Source organism: Cellvibrio sp., from assembly GCF_053579595.1.
In genome coordinates this window covers 1-17,235 of record NZ_JBRFPI010000023.1, presented here as the reverse complement: position 1 = coordinate 17,235, position 17,235 = coordinate 1, and the positions used below count along the sequence as shown (strand labels likewise).

Sequence of the window (17,235 nt, the reverse complement as noted above, 5' to 3'; positions counted from 1 at the left end):
CGATCGACACGGGCGACGTCGACTTTATCAAGTTGGTGGAAGACATCGGCGCAATTATTGATCGCGAAGGCGCTCGTCACATTATTATGGGCGAAGAAGTTCGTTCAGAAATTATTCCCGCCGCCGTTGCGCGCGACGGTGGTTACATCGTTGAACAAGACGTGGAACTGATTACCCGTTATTTATTCAAGATGGGCAATCGCGATGTCAACGGCCGCGATTTTTCCTGGTTTCTTGAAACCGGCATGGAGAAGTGGGAGTACCCGGCTGATGCGATTTCGATTGAGCGTCGCGAGTGGGGTAATTTCTATGGTTACCCGGTGGCGATTAAAGAGCAGGACAAGCTCATTAGTGAGCTGAGCAGCGCAGATTTTTGGCAGCAGCTTGAACAGCGTTTGAATCGCGCCCTGGATTTACACGGACAAATTCATCGCATCGAAAAATCCGATATCGGCCGTATTAACAAACGCATGGATGATTTGCGTTTGGAACGCCGCCGTTTGGAGTTGGATGGTATCACTGGTGCACAACTCACAGCAGCCGATGCTGACTTTGCTGCGCGCCGCGCCGAATTGGAAGCAGAATACAGTGTGATCAAGAAAACACGCGACGATCTACTGGCGCAGGCTACACGTGACAAATTAATTGCGCGCACGGCCGATGGCAAAGAAGTAGTGATTGCGTTTGATCATATAGTTCGCGTCACTCGCCCGAATGAAATGGGTGTCTTCGCCAAGCTCGGTCAATACGTGGAACGTTTTTGGGAATTTATGAGCGATGAGCCGCGCGAAGCTAATACTGAAGGCGGTATTTTTCCGGCGATTTTCGGCACCCTGACCATGGTCATTGTGATGTCGATTATGGTTACACCTTTTGGTGTGCTCGCAGCAATTTATTTACGCGAATATGCCAAGCAGGGCACCTTCCTGAAAATTATCCGTATCTCGGTTTACAACCTCGCAGGTGTTCCGTCAATTGTATACGGTGTATTTGGTTTGGGCTTTTTTGTGTACACGCTCGGCGGCAATCTGGATGAATTGTTTTACGCTGAATCGCTGCCGTCGCCCACCTTTGGTACACCAGGATTATTTTGGGCATCGCTCACGCTGGCACTGCTTACTTTGCCGATTGTGATTGTATCTACCGAAGAGGGTTTATCGCGTATTCCCAGTACTATTCGCCAAGGCAGTTTAGCGCTGGGTGCAACCAAGGCAGAAACATTATGGAAAGTGGTTGTACCACTGGCGACGCCAGCGATGATGACCGGTTTGATTTTGGCAATTGCGCGTGCTGCTGGCGAAGTGGCGCCGCTGATGTTAGTCGGCGTAGTGAAGCTGGCACCTGCATTGCCAGTTGACGGTAATTATCCTTACTTGCACCTTGATCAAAAAATTATGCACTTGGGCTTCCATATTTACGATGTGGGCTTCCAAAGTCCGAACGTAGAAGCCGCGCGTCCATTGGTGTATGCGACCTCGCTAACTTTGGTATTACTGATTATTGCGCTGAACATCACCGCGATAAAAATTCGCAATAATTTGCGTGAAAAATATCGCAGTGCATCGGATTAAGTTTAAAAAAACAGCTGTAATAATTTTGTCATCAAACTGCAATATATTGGTAAAAATTTTAAACAGGCATACTCTATGAGCCCGACAGCATTAGTGGAACCGATCAAGCTTGAAGTGAAAAACCTCAACTTGTATTACGATCAGAAGCGCGCACTTAATGGTGTGAGCATGAAAATACCGGAAAAAAAGGTGACTGCATTTATTGGTCCATCCGGTTGTGGGAAATCAACGCTTTTGCGCTGCTTTAATCGTATGAATGATTTGGTTGATGCTTGCCGCGTTGAAGGTGAAATCATTCTCGATGGCAATAATATTTACGACAAGGGCGTCGATGTGGCCGAGTTGCGCCGCCAAGTGGGAATGGTGTTCCAAAAACCCAATCCATTTCCAAAATCTATTTATGAAAACGTTGCCTATGGTCTACGCTTACAAGGCGTGAAATCCAAACGCGTGTTGGATGAAGTGGTTGAAAAGTCATTGCGCGGTGCTGCGCTCTGGGATGAAGTAAAAGATCGCTTGCACGATAACGCATTTGGTTTGTCGGGTGGACAGCAACAGCGTCTGGTAATTGCACGTGCAATTGCGATTGAGCCGGAAGTGATTTTACTTGATGAACCAGCGTCTGCACTCGATCCTATTTCAACCTTGAAAATTGAAGAGTTGATTAACGAATTAAAACACCAATACACGATTGTGATTGTGACGCACAATATGCAGCAGGCTGCACGCGTCTCCGATTACACCGCGTTTATGTACATGGGCGATTTGATTGAGCATGATTTAACGGACACGCTCTTTACCAATCCCAGCAAAAAACAAACTGAAGATTACATCACCGGCCGTTACGGTTAATGCGGAGGTCGCATCATGGTTATGGATATTACGAGTCACACTCATCATATCTCACAGCAATACAATATCGAACTGGAAACTATCCGCACCCACTTGTCCGAAATGGGCGGTATGGCGCAGCGCCAGGTAAATGATGCCATCCAATCGTTGATCGATGCTGATGTTGAGCGCGCTGAACAAGTCGTTCGTGCGGACATTAAAGTCAACACCATGGAGATGACTATTGACGAGGAATGCGTGCGCATTCTTGCACGTCGCCAGCCAGCCGCCAGCGATTTGCGCTTGGTCATTGCGGTGACTAAAGCTATCACCGATCTGGAGCGTATTGGTGATGAGGCGACCAAAATTGCCCGTCAGGCGATTGCCATGAATAAAGATGGTCTCGCGCCGCGCGGTTATATCGAAGTGCGCCATATTGGGAATAATGTAGCGCGCATGTTGCAGGATGCGCTCGATGCATTTGCGCGCCTGGATATGGACCTTGCACTCAACGTAGTGCAAACCGATAAACAGGTCGATATGGAATACAGCACTGCGATGCGCGAGCTGGTGACCTTTATGATCGAAGATCCGCGCAGCATTACGCGCGTGCTCAATATCATGTGGTCGCTGCGCGCCTTGGAGCGGATCGGCGACCATGCGCGCAACCTGGCGCAGTACGTAATTTATCTGGTCAATGGCGAAGATGTTCGCCATTCCAATATCGAAGAGATCGAAGAAAACGTTAATAGCAAAGAATAGGCCTATGATTGCCTTGGTTACGTATTTTTTGCGTGACTAAAGCAGCATCCTCTTGTTAAATAACCCGCGCCTGCTAGCAGACGCGGGTTTTTTCGTTTTCGGGGTCAACACTAGTGGTATCCGTTATCCTCCCAATGCTTGAACGGTAACAGCGACGACAAATTAAGTCTTGTCGGATACCTCATAAATATATAATATAAATAGGCTAAATAACTATGCTGGATACAGGGCGTAATCTTACTCACCAGTTAACCCATCAACTGGGTGCGGCAATTGTTCAGGGTCAATATGCGATCGATAAATCCTTCCCCACTGAGGCGGAGCTATCGCAACAATTCAACATCAGCCGCAGTGTTACCCGTGAAGCGGTAAAAATGCTGACCGCCAAAGGGCTGATTGCATCGCGCCCACGGCAGGGTATACGGGTGATGCCGAGTGCCCATTGGAACATGTTTGATGCCGATGTGCTCAGTTGGACACTCAATGCGCGCCCCTCGTTGGAGCTGCTGCGCGAGTTCACTCAACTGCGCATGGCGATAGAACCTGAAGCCGCTGTTTTGGCAGCGGAAAACAATCAGGACAATGAAAAAATTAAGGCGATTGGCGATGCGCTGGCGCGGATGAAACGCGCTGATGAAGGTCACGACGATCCACTCTCGGCCGATATCGAGTTCCACTGCGCGATCCTGGCAGCGGGCAACAACCGCTTCTTTTTCCAGTTGCGCGAGTTTATCCAGGTTGCCTTGCGTGTGAGTATCGCCAGTACCAACCAGCTGAAAGGTGTACTGACAGCGGATTATGACGACCACAAGCGCATCTATGACGCCATTTGTGCGGGTGATCAGGAGGGCGCGAGTAAAGCGGTAAAAACTCTGCTGCACGAAGTTATGCAGTTGATTAATGTATCTCTGGTTAAACCTAAATAGCCGGGGCAGGTCTCAGACGTCTGCCTATGCTTATAAGTGCCCCTGTTTCTACGAAGGGCACCTGAACCCAGAGAGAAATCAACATGTATAGCTACTCGGCTCATAATGGATATACCCTTTACCCCAGTTTGCAGGGGCGCAGTGTATTTATCACTGGCGGTTCCACCGGTATAGGTGCGGCATTGGTAGAGTCCTTCGCCTCACAGGGGGCAAAGGTGGCGTTTGTCGATATTGATGAGCAGGGCGCTGTGGCGCTGTGCGATGAACTGGTGGCAAAAGGTTACGCACGACCCTGGTTTGAAATGTGCGATGTAAGCGATATAGCGGCACTGCAACGCAGTATTAGTGATGCGCAGCAGGCGCAGGGCGATATAACAGTACTGGTCAACAATGCCGCCAATGACCAGCGATTTGATACGCGCAGTATTACCGAAGCGGATTGGTATCGCGGTTTGGCGATTAATCTCCACCCTGCTTTTTTTGCCGCGCAAGCGGTGCAGCCTATGATGGCCGCGCAGGGCGGTGGATCAATTATTAACATCAGCTCGATCAATGTGCAGTTCGGGCCACCGCGTTTGGCGAGTTATATCACCGCCAAAGCGGGAATTCTGGGAATTTCCAAAGCGCTGGCGACGGATTACGGTATCGATAATATTCGCGTTAATTCCATTTTGCCGGGTTGGGTGGCAACGCCTAAACAATTGGAAAAGTGGTTGAGCGAAGAAGAGGAAGAAGAGCTGATGAAACGTGTGTGCCTCAAAAAACGTTTAGGCGCACACGATGTAGCGAATTTGACTCTGTTTTTGGCAGCGGATGATTCTGCCATGATCACCTCACAGGAATTTGTTGTCGATGGTGGGAGAATTTAAGTAGCGAGACTAGTTCTAGAAAAATTGCTACAAGTGTTAACCCGGAAGCATTCATTAGTCACCCTAATGAATGCTTCTTGTTTAAAGGGCAAGCAGAATTGCGAGTAATTTGGTTTGCCACCATAAAAAGAAAATTTTTTAATAACAAAGTGCGCTCCCCATACGCACTACTACATAGAGGTCAATCATGATTTTAAATGGACTCGATATCGGGGTGTTGGTTGCTTATACCCTCATCCTATTGTTTGTTGCTTACTGGGTGTCGCGTGACGAAAAAGGCCACGAGAAAAATGCCAATGATTATTTTCTTGCGAGCAAATCCCTGCCGTGGTGGGCGATAGGTGCATCCTTAATTGCTGCCAATATTTCTGCTGAGCAAATTATCGGTATGTCCGGTTCCGGTTATGTGATCGGTATGGGTATCGCCGCCTACGAATTAATGGCGGCGATTACGCTGATTATTATCGCCAAATATTTCCTGCCGATTTTCCTCGCCAAAGGCATCTACACCATGCCGCAATTTTTGGAGAATCGTTACGATGGCCGCGTGCGCACCGTCATGGCAATTTTCTGGCTCGCGCTTTACACCTTTGTGAATTTAACCTCGGTGTTGTATTTAGGCTCGCTGGCGATTTCACAATTCCTCGGTGTAGATATGCTTTACGGCATGATTTTTCTCGCACTATTCTCTATGGCTTACTCAGTTTATGGTGGCCTTAAAGCAGTAGCTATGACCGATATTATTCAAGTTGTACTGTTGGTGTTGGGTGGTATCTGTGTAAGTTATCTGGCACTGAATCAAATTTCAGGTGGCACTGGCGTACTGTCGGGTTTCTCCACGCTGTTAGAAAAAGCGCCGGAAAAATTCGACATGATTCTGTCTAAAGATAACCCAAGCTATGCAAACCTCCCGGGCATTTCAGTATTGATCGGCGGTTTGTGGATTATGAATATCAGTTACTGGGGTTTTAACCAATACATCATTCAGCGCGCACTTGCGGCAAAAAGTTTGCAAGAAGCGCAAAAGGGTATGACCTTTGCTGCCTACATCAAATTATTTGTTCCATTGATTGTGGTATTACCCGGTATTTGTGCAGTGGTGCTCGCACCGGATTTGAGTAAGGCGGATCAGGCTTACCCGGAAATGATGAAATTATTGCCGCATGGTTTATTGGGGATTGCCTTTGCGGCACTGGTTGCCGCAATTGCATCTTCACTCAGCTCCATGAGCAACAGCGTCTCCACTATCTTCACTATGGACATTTATAAAAAGTCCATTAACCCTGCAGCATCTGAACATAAACTGGTATTTATCGGACGCGCTACAGCATTTGTCGCAATGATAATTGCAGTGCTATTGGCAAAACCTTTAGTGGGTAAATCAGAGCAAGCATTCCAATTTATTCAGGAATTTACCGGCTTCTTTACCCCGGGTATTGTGGTGATTTTCTTGTTTGGTTTCTTCTGGAAAAAAGCAACCGCAAGTTCAGCATTAACGGCTGCGATTGCATCGGTCACTTTCTCCTGGTTGTTTAAAATTTACATTCCCGAAGTTCCGTTTATGGATCGTGTTGGTTTAGTCTTTATTCTCTGCTGTGTATTAGCAGTAATAGTGACTTATTTGGGCGGCGCAAAAGATCAACCAAATGCGGTTGATCTTAATGGTGTGAGTTTCAAAACTACGTCAGGTTTTAATATCGGCGCTATCGGTGTAGTGCTCATCCTTATCGCAATCTATGCCACCTGGTGGTAAGCTTCGCGACCATTGAAAAAGGTTAAAAAAACGCCCCTTTTCAGGGGCTTTTTTTTGCTAATAAAAACACGCATCCATCCAACAAGCAAAAGTAAATAATCATGACGACCTTTAAACTTATCGATACTGTGCCCTGTGCTAACTCGCTTGGAGAGGGTGTGCAGTGGAATCATCAGGATGGTTGTTTTTGGTGGACGGATATTCCAGCTTCCAAACTGTATCGCTATCGTATTAGCGATAAAAATTTGTCCATTTGGAATATGCCTGAGCGTCTCTGCTGTTTTACCTTTGCTAAAAATGATACACGTATCCTCGCGGCATTTGAATCAGGTTTTGCGTGGTTTGATGTTGCAACAGGTGTAGTGGAGTGGATTGCAAAACCGGAAGCAGGAATTGTTGGAAACCGTTCGAACGATGGCCGTTGTGATCGCCAAGGGCGTTTTTGGATGGGCACTACTGTTGAGCAAAAAAATACTCCTGAGCAAAGTGCCGCGCTTTATTGTTTGGATCAACAATTTTCTGTGAGCAAACATTTTAGCGGGTTGATGATCTCCAATGCGCTCTGCTGGAGCCCCGATTCACGCAAGTTATATCACGCCGATTCACCCACCCATAGTATTCGCGTTTATGATTTTGATGCGCAGACCGGTGAATTATCGAATCCGGAAATTTTTTCGCACACCGAAATTGGTGTGGAGCCGGATGGTGCTTGTGTCGATGCAGAAGGATTTGTATGGAATGCGCAGTGGGGCGGTAGCCGTGTAGTTCGTTATGCCCCGGATGGCACTAAAAATTTGGTGTTGGATATGCCTGTCTCGCAAGCAACCTGCGTAGCATTTGGTGGGAACGATTTTAATTTATTAGCCGTTACCAGCGCGCGAATTGGTTTGAGCGATGAAGCTATCGCGCAGCAGCCGCAGGCGGGAAATTTATTTATTTTCCAAACTGATTTTACTGGGTTACCTGAAGCCTGGTTTGGTTGAGTTAGCGGAGATTCATAATGAGTCAGCAACAAATCAATATTGTTCGTGTTGATTACGGTAATCCGCAGCAGGGAAGTGATTTGGTATTGTTGCTCGACAGTTACGCCCGCGATCCTATGGGCGGTGGTGAACCACTCAGCCAATTTGTAAAAGATAATCTGGTTGCTGAACTATCAAAGCGCGATTTTGGATTGTCGCTAATCGCCTATGTTGATAATCAACCTGCTGGATTGCTAAATGCATTCGAAGGATTTTCGACATTTGCATGCAAACCATTATTCAACGTTCACGATATTGTTGTGCTGGAGACATTTCGCGGCTTGCAGTTGAGCCAATTATTATTGCAAGAACTTGAAAAAATCGCGCGCGATAAAGGCTGCTGCAAAATTACTCTGGAAGTGTTGGAAGGGAATATGATTGCCCAGCGGGCTTATCAAAAGTCCGGATTTGCAGGTTATGAGCTAGATCCACAAATGGGCAAGGCGATGTTTTGGCAGAAAAAATTACTCTAATTTTTTCTGCGCAACATCAAACCCAATGCATTATTTGTAGTATCCATAGGCCTAATGTCACCGTTATTAGTGACCACAGTGTGCTGTGGGCAATTATATTAGCCGCTAATTCCCCGTTTCCTTTCATTGCCTGTACCATCACAAAACTGATCGTTGCGGTGGGTGATGCTGCCAATAAAAATAATACCGCAAGTGCATCGCCTCTTAGTCCTAAGCCTATGGCAATTGCGCACGCAATCAGTGGGGACAACATCAGTTTCCATACGCAGGCACTTATCGCTGTCGTATCCATTCGGGTTAATCGCTCAATACTCAATGAACCGCCGATGCAGATTAACGCGAGTGGCAAAACCATCTGGCTCAAATATTTACCGCTATCCATTATTACGCCGGGTAGTGTGATGTGGAGAGCATTCACGGCGAAGCCCGCAAAAATCGCAATAATTAACGGGTTTTTCGCTACGCCAATCAATGTCGGCATGAATGAATTACTGGCGTGATGTAAACTGCGATTCAACACATAAACCGAGAGTACATTATAAAATACTACCGTCATAGCGACGGGTAGTGATGCTAACGCTAAACCCTTTTCACCGTACGCATTTGCGCAAAATGCTAAACCTAAAATTACCAGATTGCCGCGAAAAGCCCCTTGAATAAACACACCTTCATCTCGTGCATCTTTGCAGTGCCAATGCGCGGTTAATAAGCTGCCAATAAAAACCAACCCAGTCATCAGGCCAAAGGCGATTAGTAAATTCCAATCAGTGATGTGGGATAAATCGGTAGTGGCGCTGGTGATAAATAGCATCACAGGCAAGCCAATGTTGTACACCAACTGCGATGCAATTTTAATAAATTCATCGTTGATCATGCCGCGCTTTTTCAGCCAGATACCGAGAAAGAGCATCACAAAAATGGGTGCAGTGATGTTGAAGGCGAATAAGAATGTATTGAGTGCGTTGTGCAGCAAGGTTTTTCTCGAAAAGAATGATGTCTCGTTCCCAAGCTCCGCTTGGTAAAGCATAAGGCTGGTTTAGTATGATGTGGTTCGGGGGGAATATACACTCCCAAGCGGAGCTTGGGAGCGAGGGGCGAAAACTAATTACTTAACTACTTGCTCTGGTGCTTATTCAGGTACTTACTCAGGCACTACAAACGGAAAATAATTTTTCGCGTTATTGAAGCTAATATCCTGAATCATCTTGCCAACCATTTTAGTGTCGTTAGGCACTAAACCCTTGGCCATATCGCGCCCTAGAATTCCACATAAAATGCGGCGGAAATATTCGTGGCGTGAATAACTCAGGAAGCTGCGGCTGTCAGTCAACATACCAACAAAACGACTTAGCAATCCCAATTGGCTCAAGGCTTCGATCTGGCGAGTCATGCCTTCCATTTGATCGAGGAACCACCAGCCGCTACCAAATTGGATTTTGCCTGCCGATGAACCATCCTGGAAGTTACCGATCATAGTGCCGATCACTTCGTTATCGCGTGGGTTCAGGTTATAAATAATGGTTTTGGCGAGTTTGTTCTGGTCATCCAAACGGCCTAAAAACTTGGCCAATGGTTTGGCGTAGTTGTGATCGCCAATGGAATCAAAACCAGTGTCAGCGCCTAGAGTACGGAACAGGCGCGGATTATTATTGCGGATCGCACCAATATGGAATTGTTGCACCCAACCTTTGGCGTGATCCTGCAGTGCAAACTCCACCATCATCGCCGACTGGAATTTTTCAATTTCTTCGGCGTCCAGATCTTTGTGACTGCGAATTTTCAGAAAAATTGTTTTGATTTCTTCTTGCGTGTAATCGGCTGCATACACAGTTTCCAAACCATGGTCTGACAAACGGCAGCCATTTGCGTGGAAATAATCGTGGCGGATATTGAGCGCTTTCATCAAATCGTCAAACGTATTGATGTTCACATCGGCTGCAATCGCCAGACGATCCATATATTTGTTAAACGCTTCGGTATTTTCCACCATCATTGCGCGGTCGGGGCGCCAGGTGGGCAGCATCGCGGATTTAAACGATTTGTCAGCTGCCACTGTTTTGTGATGTTCGAGATCGTGAATCGGATCATCGGTAGTACACACCATTTTCACATTAGCTTGGGTCATCAAACCGCGCGCGCTGAATTCTGGAGTGGCGAGCAACTCGTTACATTCATCCCAGGTGCGTTTGGCGTTGCTGCTATCAAGTAAGCGGTCGGTAATACCGAAGGGTTTACGCAGTTCCAGATGGGTCCAATGGTAGAGCGGGTTGCGCAGGGTGTAAGGTACAGTCGCACACCACTGCTCAAATTTTTCCCAATCGCTGGCATCGCCAGTACAGAAACGTTCATTCACACCGTTGGAGCGCATGGCGCGCCATTTGTAATGGTCGCCTGCCAACCAGACTTCAGTAAGGTTTTTGAATTGCTTATTCTGGCCTACTTGTTCGGGGGGGAGATGGCAGTGGTAATCAATAATGGGCATGTGTTTGGCATACTCATGAAAGAGTATTTTCGCCTGCTCAGTGTCGAGCAAAAAGTCGTCGTGGATAAAGCTCATTCTCACAATTCCTCAATAATGCCGAAGCGACAGCAGATCCGCGTGAGGCTGTGCGATGGCAAGATAATTTTTTACGCTCAACGCATGTCTTTAGCATAGCCCGAAAAATGAGCAACTAAACCTTATGAAAGGGAGACTGGCTGAAGATTGTTATTCCAACAGGCGCTATACCTAAAGGGATAAGTTTGACCGAGGATTGCCTGCCCAAAGGCTAGATTGATAAACAACAATAACCGTAAAAATTGGGCGTGCTGCTATGTTGCAGCTTGTACGCAAGTGTAACCCGCGCCACTTAAAATACCAACTGGGCGAACAACGCATTTAACACGCTAATTACACTTCTTAAACCCGAATGTAACCGTTTACAGTATAATGTTGGCGGTGCTGAAATCGGTTAAGCAAATCTGTGTTACTAGGCTATAGTCAAAACTAATAATGCCCCGTGCATATTGTTGCAACTACTAGCCAGCCAAATGGAGCCCGTCATGACTAAACCTATAGTGCATCACAACCCTTATTACGAGTTATTGCGTTCAGAGCGAGTGGCTGAATTCAACCAGCGTAAAGCGCGCGGTGAAGTAAAGGAGGGGATTCTACGTGGCGGTGATTTTCGCGGCCTGGATTTGCGCGAACTGGATGCGAGCGGTTTGGATTTGCGCGATGCTTATTTTCGCGGCGCCGATTTACGTGGTATTGATTTTCGCACTACCCAATTAGAGGGAGCCAGTTTTTGTCAGGCACATATTTCCGGATGTTTTTTTCCGCGTGAAATTACGGCTGATGAACTGCGTCTTTCATTTGATTTGGGGATACGCGTGCGATACCAGAATAATTAGCTATTTTCCCGAGGTAACAATGAAAATAATTTTTTTACCGGCACTCTTATCAGCATGTGTGCGTAGTTTAATCGTGGCGGTGATGTTATTTGCAATAGTCGGTTGTAATGATAAAACAAACGATTCTGAGTCTGTTCCGGTCACAACTAGTGAATCAGTCGCAAGCGCTGCGCAAAACACCGCTGCAATTGAAATCAGTATTGTCGATAAACAAGCTACCTTTGAAACCCGTTCGCTGTTTGCATTTATGCAGAAGCAGCGTAAACAATCGATTATGTTTGGCCATCAGCATGAAACCACGCAAGGTTTAACGATCACAACTACCGATGGTACGCAATCCGATACCTTTAACGCAGTCGGTGATTTCGCGGCGGTCTATGGCTGGGATACGCTCTCCATAGTCTCCCCCCAATCAGAGGGCGACGTGGTTGAGCAAATTAAAAGAGCTTATGCGCGTGGTGGTATCATCACCGTGAGTTCTCATTTTGACAACCCTATTACGGATAAACAAAAGGGCGTGTGGCCAGTGGGGACTTCCTGGGATAAAACTCCCGCGGTAGTTGCCGCTTTACCCGGGGGTGAATTTAATTCAGTCTACAACGGTTACCTCGATCAACTCGCTGCCTGGGCGAATAACCTTAAAGATGATCACGGAAAACATATTCCGGTTATTTTCCGCATCCTACACGAAAATACCGGCAGCTGGTTTTGGTGGGGTGCAGAACAATCTACTCCAGAGCAATATCAAAAACTTTATCAATACACAGTTGAATATCTGCGTGATACCAAAGGTGTACACAATTTTTTGTATGCTTATTCGCCGAATAATTTTCCAGAGGCAACTGAAGCCAATTATTTGGAGCGTTACCCCGGCGATGCCTACGTCGATGTGCTCGGATTTGATACCTATGGTGCCGCTGAAAATAATGCTGATTGGTTTAAAAATGTAGTGGATAACGCGGCCTTGGTGGCGCGTATGGCAGAAGCGCGAGGCAAGATTCCGGTGATTTCTGAAATTGGTATACGTGCCCCGGATATTGAAGCGGGTAAATACGATAACCAGTGGTATCGCAAACTGATTGCCGGTTTAAAAGCGGATAAAGATGCGCGCAATATCTCCTTCCTGCTGACCTGGCGAAATGCCCCTGAAGGTGTACCTGGGCCCGACGGTAAAAACGTGCCTCACTATTGGGTACCGGCCAACCGTGAAGAAAATATCCAGAACGGCACATTGGATGATCTGCGCGAATTTTATAATGATGACTTCACCGCATTTAATCGCGATATTTCCGGTGTTTATACCATTGAAACCCGTGTGAAATAACGGATCGCTTTTTAATAGTAAAAACGGCCTTCATAGAGGGCCGTTTTTGTTTGTAGCAGGGTAAAATTCGGTTAATTTCCAGCGGCCATTTTGTTAGATGGTTAGTATCTGCGCGTTAAATTAATGTTCTTTTTCCAACTCCACTACACACTTGCCATCAGGCTATCCACATAACAATTAAAACCACTCTCCCGGTTAAACACAGCAAGAGGCTCAAGCATGAAATTCTCCAAAAAACTCAGCGTCATCGCGATTACATACGCTCTGGGCGCTATTCCATTTGTCACCGCACAAGATGCCAGCTTCAGTGCCCAGCCCTGGATGAAGACAGATCTCAGCGCCGCTGAGCGTACGCAATTAGTGCTCAAAGAAATGACACTGGATGAAAAATTATTATTGGTTGTCGGTTATTTTGGTACTGATGCACCCTGGAAAAATTTTACCCGTCCGGTGGAATCCCATCCGCAATCTGCAGGGTTTGTCTATGGTGTTCCACGTTTGGGAATTCCTCATATTTGGCAAGCAGATGCTGGTGTTGGTGTGGCATCACAAGGTGGACCCAATGTCCGTGAACGCACTGCATTGCCATCGGGAATGAACACAGCGGCCACCTGGAATCCACAAGTGGGCTTTGAAGGCGGTGCAATGATCGGCTCCGAAGCGCGCACTTCGGGGTTTAATGTGTTGCTTGCCGGTGGCGTCAATCTTGTGCGTGAACCGCGCAACGGCCGCAACTTTGAATACGGTGGTGAAGATCCGCTACTCGCAGGTGTAATGGTGGGTGCGCAGATTAAAGGTGTGCAGTCAAATAAAATCGTTTCCACATTAAAACATTTTGCTTACAACGATCAGGAATCCGGTCGCTTTCATTTAAATGTCACTATCGATGAAGCTGCTGGCCGCATGTCAGATTTGCTCGCATTGCAATTTGCTTACGAAATTGGCAACCCCGGATCGGTGATGTGCTCATACAATCGTGTCTATGGTGTGTATGGTTGCGAGAGTGAATATTTATTAAATGAAGTCTTGAAAAAAGATTGGGGCTTCAACGTTTGGGTCATGTCAGACTGGGGCGCAACTCACAGTACCATTCCTGCTGCCAATAATGGTTTGGATCAGCAATCCGGTTTGCCTTTTGATCACGCTGCCTATTTCAAAGAGCCGCTGAAAGAAGCAGTCACCAATGGCTGGGTAACGCAAGCGCGTTTGGATGATATGGCTGGGCGGGTATTACACGCCTTATTTGAACAGGGTGTGATGGATAACCCGGTGCCGAAAGCGAGCAATAATATCGATTTCAAAAAGCACGGTTTGATTTCGCAAAAAGATGCGGAAGAAGGCATGGTGTTGTTACGCAATGAAAAGGTAAATGGCACAACGCTTTTGCCACTTGCAAAAGAGCTGAAAAAAATTGCCATCATTGGTTCGCATGCCAATGTTGGTGTACTTTCCGGTGGTGGCTCTTCACAAGTCTATCCAATTGGCGGCATGGCAGTAAAAGGCCTTGGTCCAAAAGTCTTTCCTGGCCCAATGGTGTATTACCCTTCATCGCCCATGAAAGCTATTGAGGCGCGATACCCAAATGCGCGTATTAGTTTTGATGAAGGTACCAATCCACAAGCTGCTGCAAAACTCGCGGCGGAAAGTGATTTGGTCATTGTGTTTGCAAATCAATGGACAGCAGAATCGGTCGATGTACCTAATTTATCGCTGCCCGATAATCAGGATGCACTCATCGCCAGCGTTGCAAAAGCCAATGCTAAAACGGTGGTGGTGTTGCAGACTGGTGGTGCGGTGTTAATGCCTTGGTTAAACGATGTAGGTGCGGTTGTAGAAGCTTCGTATCCAGGCACGAACGGTGGCGAAGCAATTGCGCGGGTATTATCTGGCGAAGTAAATCCATCTGGCCATTTACCAATTACATTCCCCGCAGCGGAAAATCAATTACCGCGTGCAATTGTCGATGGCAGCCTGAAAAAACCGGAGGAGCGTTTTGAAGTAAATTATTTCGAAGGCGCTGCCGTGGGTTACAAATGGTTTGAATTAAAAAATCATCAACCTTTGTTTCCATTTGGATTCGGCTTGTCTTACACCGATTTTGCTTACAGTGATTTAAAAACGACTGTAAAAAATGGTCAGTTGAGTGTGAGCTTCAGTGTGAAAAATACTGGCGCGCTTGCCGGTAAGGATGTAGCACAGGTTTACGTTGCTCCAAAAAGTGCCAAGTGGGAAGCACCAAAACGTTTGGGTGGTTTCCAAAAAGTGGATTTAAAACCGGGTGAGTCTACCAATGTAACAGTGAGCGTTGATCCGCGTTTATTGGCTATGTACCAAAGCAAAGACAAAACCTGGAGAATTGCCAAAGGTGAATACGAGGTAATCCTCGCGAAATCCACTGCTGAACCACAAACCAGCGTGAGGGTGAAATTACCTGCGCGTAAATTGGATGTGAATGGTAAATAGTTTATTTGATTGTATTTTCTATAAAATAAGGCGGCAATGAGCCGCCTTATTTTTATAAACAATTATTTTCTTTGTGTTTTGCGCGCAAATGCCAAGCCCAACAATCCTAATCCCAACAGCATAATTGACGATGACTCAGGTACGTCAGAGATAACAGCATCGCGGACGTACCAGGTTTCGTAGACGTCATAGAGTGAACCTATATCGTAACCATTGGTTAGTCTGCCTTCAGCAGCATCATTTAAATCGATGTGATTAAAGTTGCCCCAGTATTCAGACGCGAAACGATAAACCGAGTGGTCACTAAAGCCAGCGACAGCATCTACGGATGCACCGCCAATAATAAAATCTGTCCAATCGGGGCGTAAATCCCATTCAGCTTGGGTGGCATAGCGCCAACCTTCTGCAGCGCGATATTCAGGCGCTTCAATATTGCCTGGACCCCATTCCTCAGTAGCGATAGGACCTGCATAAACCCAATCCAAACCATTGAAGTTCAGCAAAATATTTTCGTCGGGAATTACTGTGGATGCATCGATAATAACAGCGTTGGCTTGCGCTCCGAACAACAAGCCAGCGGTTAACGTCAGCATGGTAATCATTTTTTTCATGGTCAATCTCCGTGAGTGTGTTGTGATTTGTTTTCGCTATACCCTAGCTGGGAATTCAACTTCAGTATTTTTCATAGATACCCGCGTGAGCGGGTATGACAAGAATGCAAATTAACGCTTGGCTCTTTATATTTTGGTAATGCGCAACCAGTTAATACTCCAGCCACCTTGCTGCGCATAAATGCCGAGGTTGTAAGTGCCGGCATTGATGGTGACGGTTTGGGTTAGGGTGGTGAAGTTACCCCAGTCCCCCGTGGCGGGAATGCTGGCATTACCCAGCACAATTGAACCACCGTTTAGATCGAGTGACAGCAGTGAACCGGTTGGGCTGGCTACGCGATATTCCACCAAATAATTTCCGGTAGTTGGGAAGGTGATGTTAGTAAATGCCATCCAATCACCGGCATCAATTGCGCCAACCACTTGTCCGCCACCAACATCGCCAGTGCCGAATAATTCAAGGCCAGACATAAACGCATAGGTTTCTGCTTCTATGTGTTGGCTGAATGCGGCTACTGAACTTGCACTTGAGGAACTACTTGCCGGTGTGCTGGATGCAGCGCTTGATGAAGCAACAGAACCACTCACGACAAACTCAGCCCAAGGTGTATCCATAGCGCCGAGGGTTTGTGCAATTGTCATAAAATAACGCACGGTTGCACCAGCGGGTAGGCCGGTTAATTCGTACGTGTTGGAGTTGTCAGCATTGTGTACCATGCGAATATTTTGTTGGCCACCACCGTTGACGGTGAAATGGATATCCGCCCATGCAGCGTTGTTTGCAAAAAATTGCACGCTGTCGGCGGCGATAACGGTGTGACCATAATTCGCATTAGCTGCAGATGAACTTGATGCTTGTGATTGACTGGTCGCGCTGCTGGAAGCAACCGCATTGCTGGTTGCTGTTGAGCTACTAGCGACTACAGCGCTGGTGGTTGCAACAGAGCTTGGCGCTGCCGAGCTGCTCGCTTTGGATGAAGTCACACTGTTGGTCACTGAACTGGCAAGGCTGCTCTTGGAGGAGCTGGTTGCCGGTGTGCAACTGGTGGATGTCGGCAAAGAGTCCGGTGTTTCGCCTGTGCGTTTTATACGGAAACTTTTTGCGGGCACATTTAACGTCATACCGTCTGAAAACACTACATACTGCGAACTGCAACCATAGTTGTACGCAATGTAAGTCATCAAACCATTTTTATTAAACGCGACAGCGGTCGGGCTGTGTTTCCCATCCTCGAAA

Annotated in this window: 15 protein-coding genes; 11 read left to right on the top strand and 4 right to left on the bottom strand. The window is 46.8% G+C overall.

The window, feature by feature from the left end:
* The 8 genes from pstA to ACWA6V_RS02680 form a co-directional block, all read left to right on the top strand.
* On the top strand, positions 1-1,571 hold a 1,571-nt coding region (gene pstA / locus ACWA6V_RS02715; protein ID WP_449521060.1), incomplete at its 5' end, for a phosphate ABC transporter permease PstA.
* A 75-nt stretch (positions 1,572-1,646) separates the two neighbouring features.
* Positions 1,647-2,423, top strand: coding sequence for a phosphate ABC transporter ATP-binding protein PstB (gene pstB / locus ACWA6V_RS02710; protein WP_310075532.1), 777 nt, complete (start codon positions 1,647-1,649; stop codon positions 2,421-2,423).
* A 21-nt stretch (positions 2,424-2,444) separates the two neighbouring features.
* Positions 2,445-3,164, top strand: coding sequence for a phosphate signaling complex protein PhoU (gene phoU / locus ACWA6V_RS02705; RefSeq protein ID WP_449521065.1), 720 nt, complete (start codon positions 2,445-2,447; stop codon positions 3,162-3,164).
* Positions 3,165-3,379: 215 nt separating this feature from the next.
* The gene (locus ACWA6V_RS02700) at positions 3,380-4,090 is read left to right on the top strand and encodes a FadR/GntR family transcriptional regulator (RefSeq protein ID WP_449521059.1); all 711 of its coding nucleotides are present in this window, start codon (positions 3,380-3,382) and stop codon (positions 4,088-4,090) included.
* 83 nt (positions 4,091-4,173) lie between these two features.
* Positions 4,174-4,959: an SDR family NAD(P)-dependent oxidoreductase gene (locus ACWA6V_RS02695; protein ID WP_449521058.1), complete on the top strand. Its 786-nt coding sequence runs from the start codon at positions 4,174-4,176 to the stop codon at positions 4,957-4,959.
* Positions 4,960-5,146: 187 nt separating this feature from the next.
* The gene (locus tag ACWA6V_RS02690) at positions 5,147-6,712 is read left to right on the top strand and encodes a sodium/sugar symporter (RefSeq protein WP_449521057.1); all 1,566 of its coding nucleotides are present in this window, start codon (positions 5,147-5,149) and stop codon (positions 6,710-6,712) included.
* 101 nt (positions 6,713-6,813) lie between these two features.
* Positions 6,814-7,695, top strand: a complete 882-nt coding sequence (locus ACWA6V_RS02685; RefSeq protein WP_449521056.1) for an SMP-30/gluconolactonase/LRE family protein — start codon at positions 6,814-6,816, stop codon at positions 7,693-7,695.
* Between the two features lie 17 nt (positions 7,696-7,712).
* Positions 7,713-8,207, top strand: a complete 495-nt coding sequence (locus ACWA6V_RS02680) for a GNAT family N-acetyltransferase (RefSeq protein WP_449521055.1) — start codon at positions 7,713-7,715, stop codon at positions 8,205-8,207.
* A gap of 16 nt (positions 8,208-8,223) precedes the next feature.
* Here ACWA6V_RS02680 and ACWA6V_RS02675 read toward each other — a convergent pair whose 3' ends face one another.
* Both ACWA6V_RS02675 and uxaC read right to left on the bottom strand, forming a co-directional pair.
* Entirely contained in the window at positions 8,224-9,180 is a 957-nt protein-coding gene (locus ACWA6V_RS02675) for an AEC family transporter (RefSeq protein WP_449521054.1), read from the bottom strand.
* A 168-nt stretch (positions 9,181-9,348) separates the two neighbouring features.
* Positions 9,349-10,764, bottom strand: coding sequence for a glucuronate isomerase (gene uxaC, locus ACWA6V_RS02670; RefSeq protein WP_449521053.1), 1,416 nt, complete (start codon positions 10,762-10,764; stop codon positions 9,349-9,351).
* Between the two features lie 485 nt (positions 10,765-11,249).
* On the opposite strand from uxaC, the gene ACWA6V_RS02665 reads away from it, so the two are divergent.
* The 3 genes from ACWA6V_RS02665 (at position 11,250) to ACWA6V_RS02655 (ending at position 15,387) form a co-directional block, all read left to right on the top strand.
* Positions 11,250-11,600 (top strand): pentapeptide repeat-containing protein, encoded by a 351-nt coding sequence (locus tag ACWA6V_RS02665; RefSeq protein ID WP_310075547.1) that lies wholly within the window; start codon positions 11,250-11,252, stop codon positions 11,598-11,600.
* Positions 11,601-11,619: 19 nt separating this feature from the next.
* Entirely contained in the window at positions 11,620-12,924 is a 1,305-nt protein-coding gene (locus tag ACWA6V_RS02660; RefSeq protein ID WP_449521052.1) for a glycosyl hydrolase, read from the top strand.
* Positions 12,925-13,143: 219 nt separating this feature from the next.
* Entirely contained in the window at positions 13,144-15,387 is a 2,244-nt protein-coding gene (locus tag ACWA6V_RS02655) for a glycoside hydrolase family 3 C-terminal domain-containing protein (RefSeq protein ID WP_449521051.1), read from the top strand.
* Positions 15,388-15,449: 62 nt separating this feature from the next.
* Here ACWA6V_RS02655 and ACWA6V_RS02650 read toward each other — a convergent pair whose 3' ends face one another.
* Both ACWA6V_RS02650 and ACWA6V_RS02645 read right to left on the bottom strand, forming a co-directional pair.
* Positions 15,450-15,998 (bottom strand): PEP-CTERM sorting domain-containing protein, encoded by a 549-nt coding sequence (locus ACWA6V_RS02650; RefSeq protein ID WP_449521050.1) that lies wholly within the window; start codon positions 15,996-15,998, stop codon positions 15,450-15,452.
* A gap of 126 nt (positions 15,999-16,124) precedes the next feature.
* A partial coding sequence (locus tag ACWA6V_RS02645; RefSeq protein ID WP_449521049.1) for a carbohydrate-binding protein occupies positions 16,125-17,235 on the bottom strand: 1,111 nt, incomplete at its 5' end.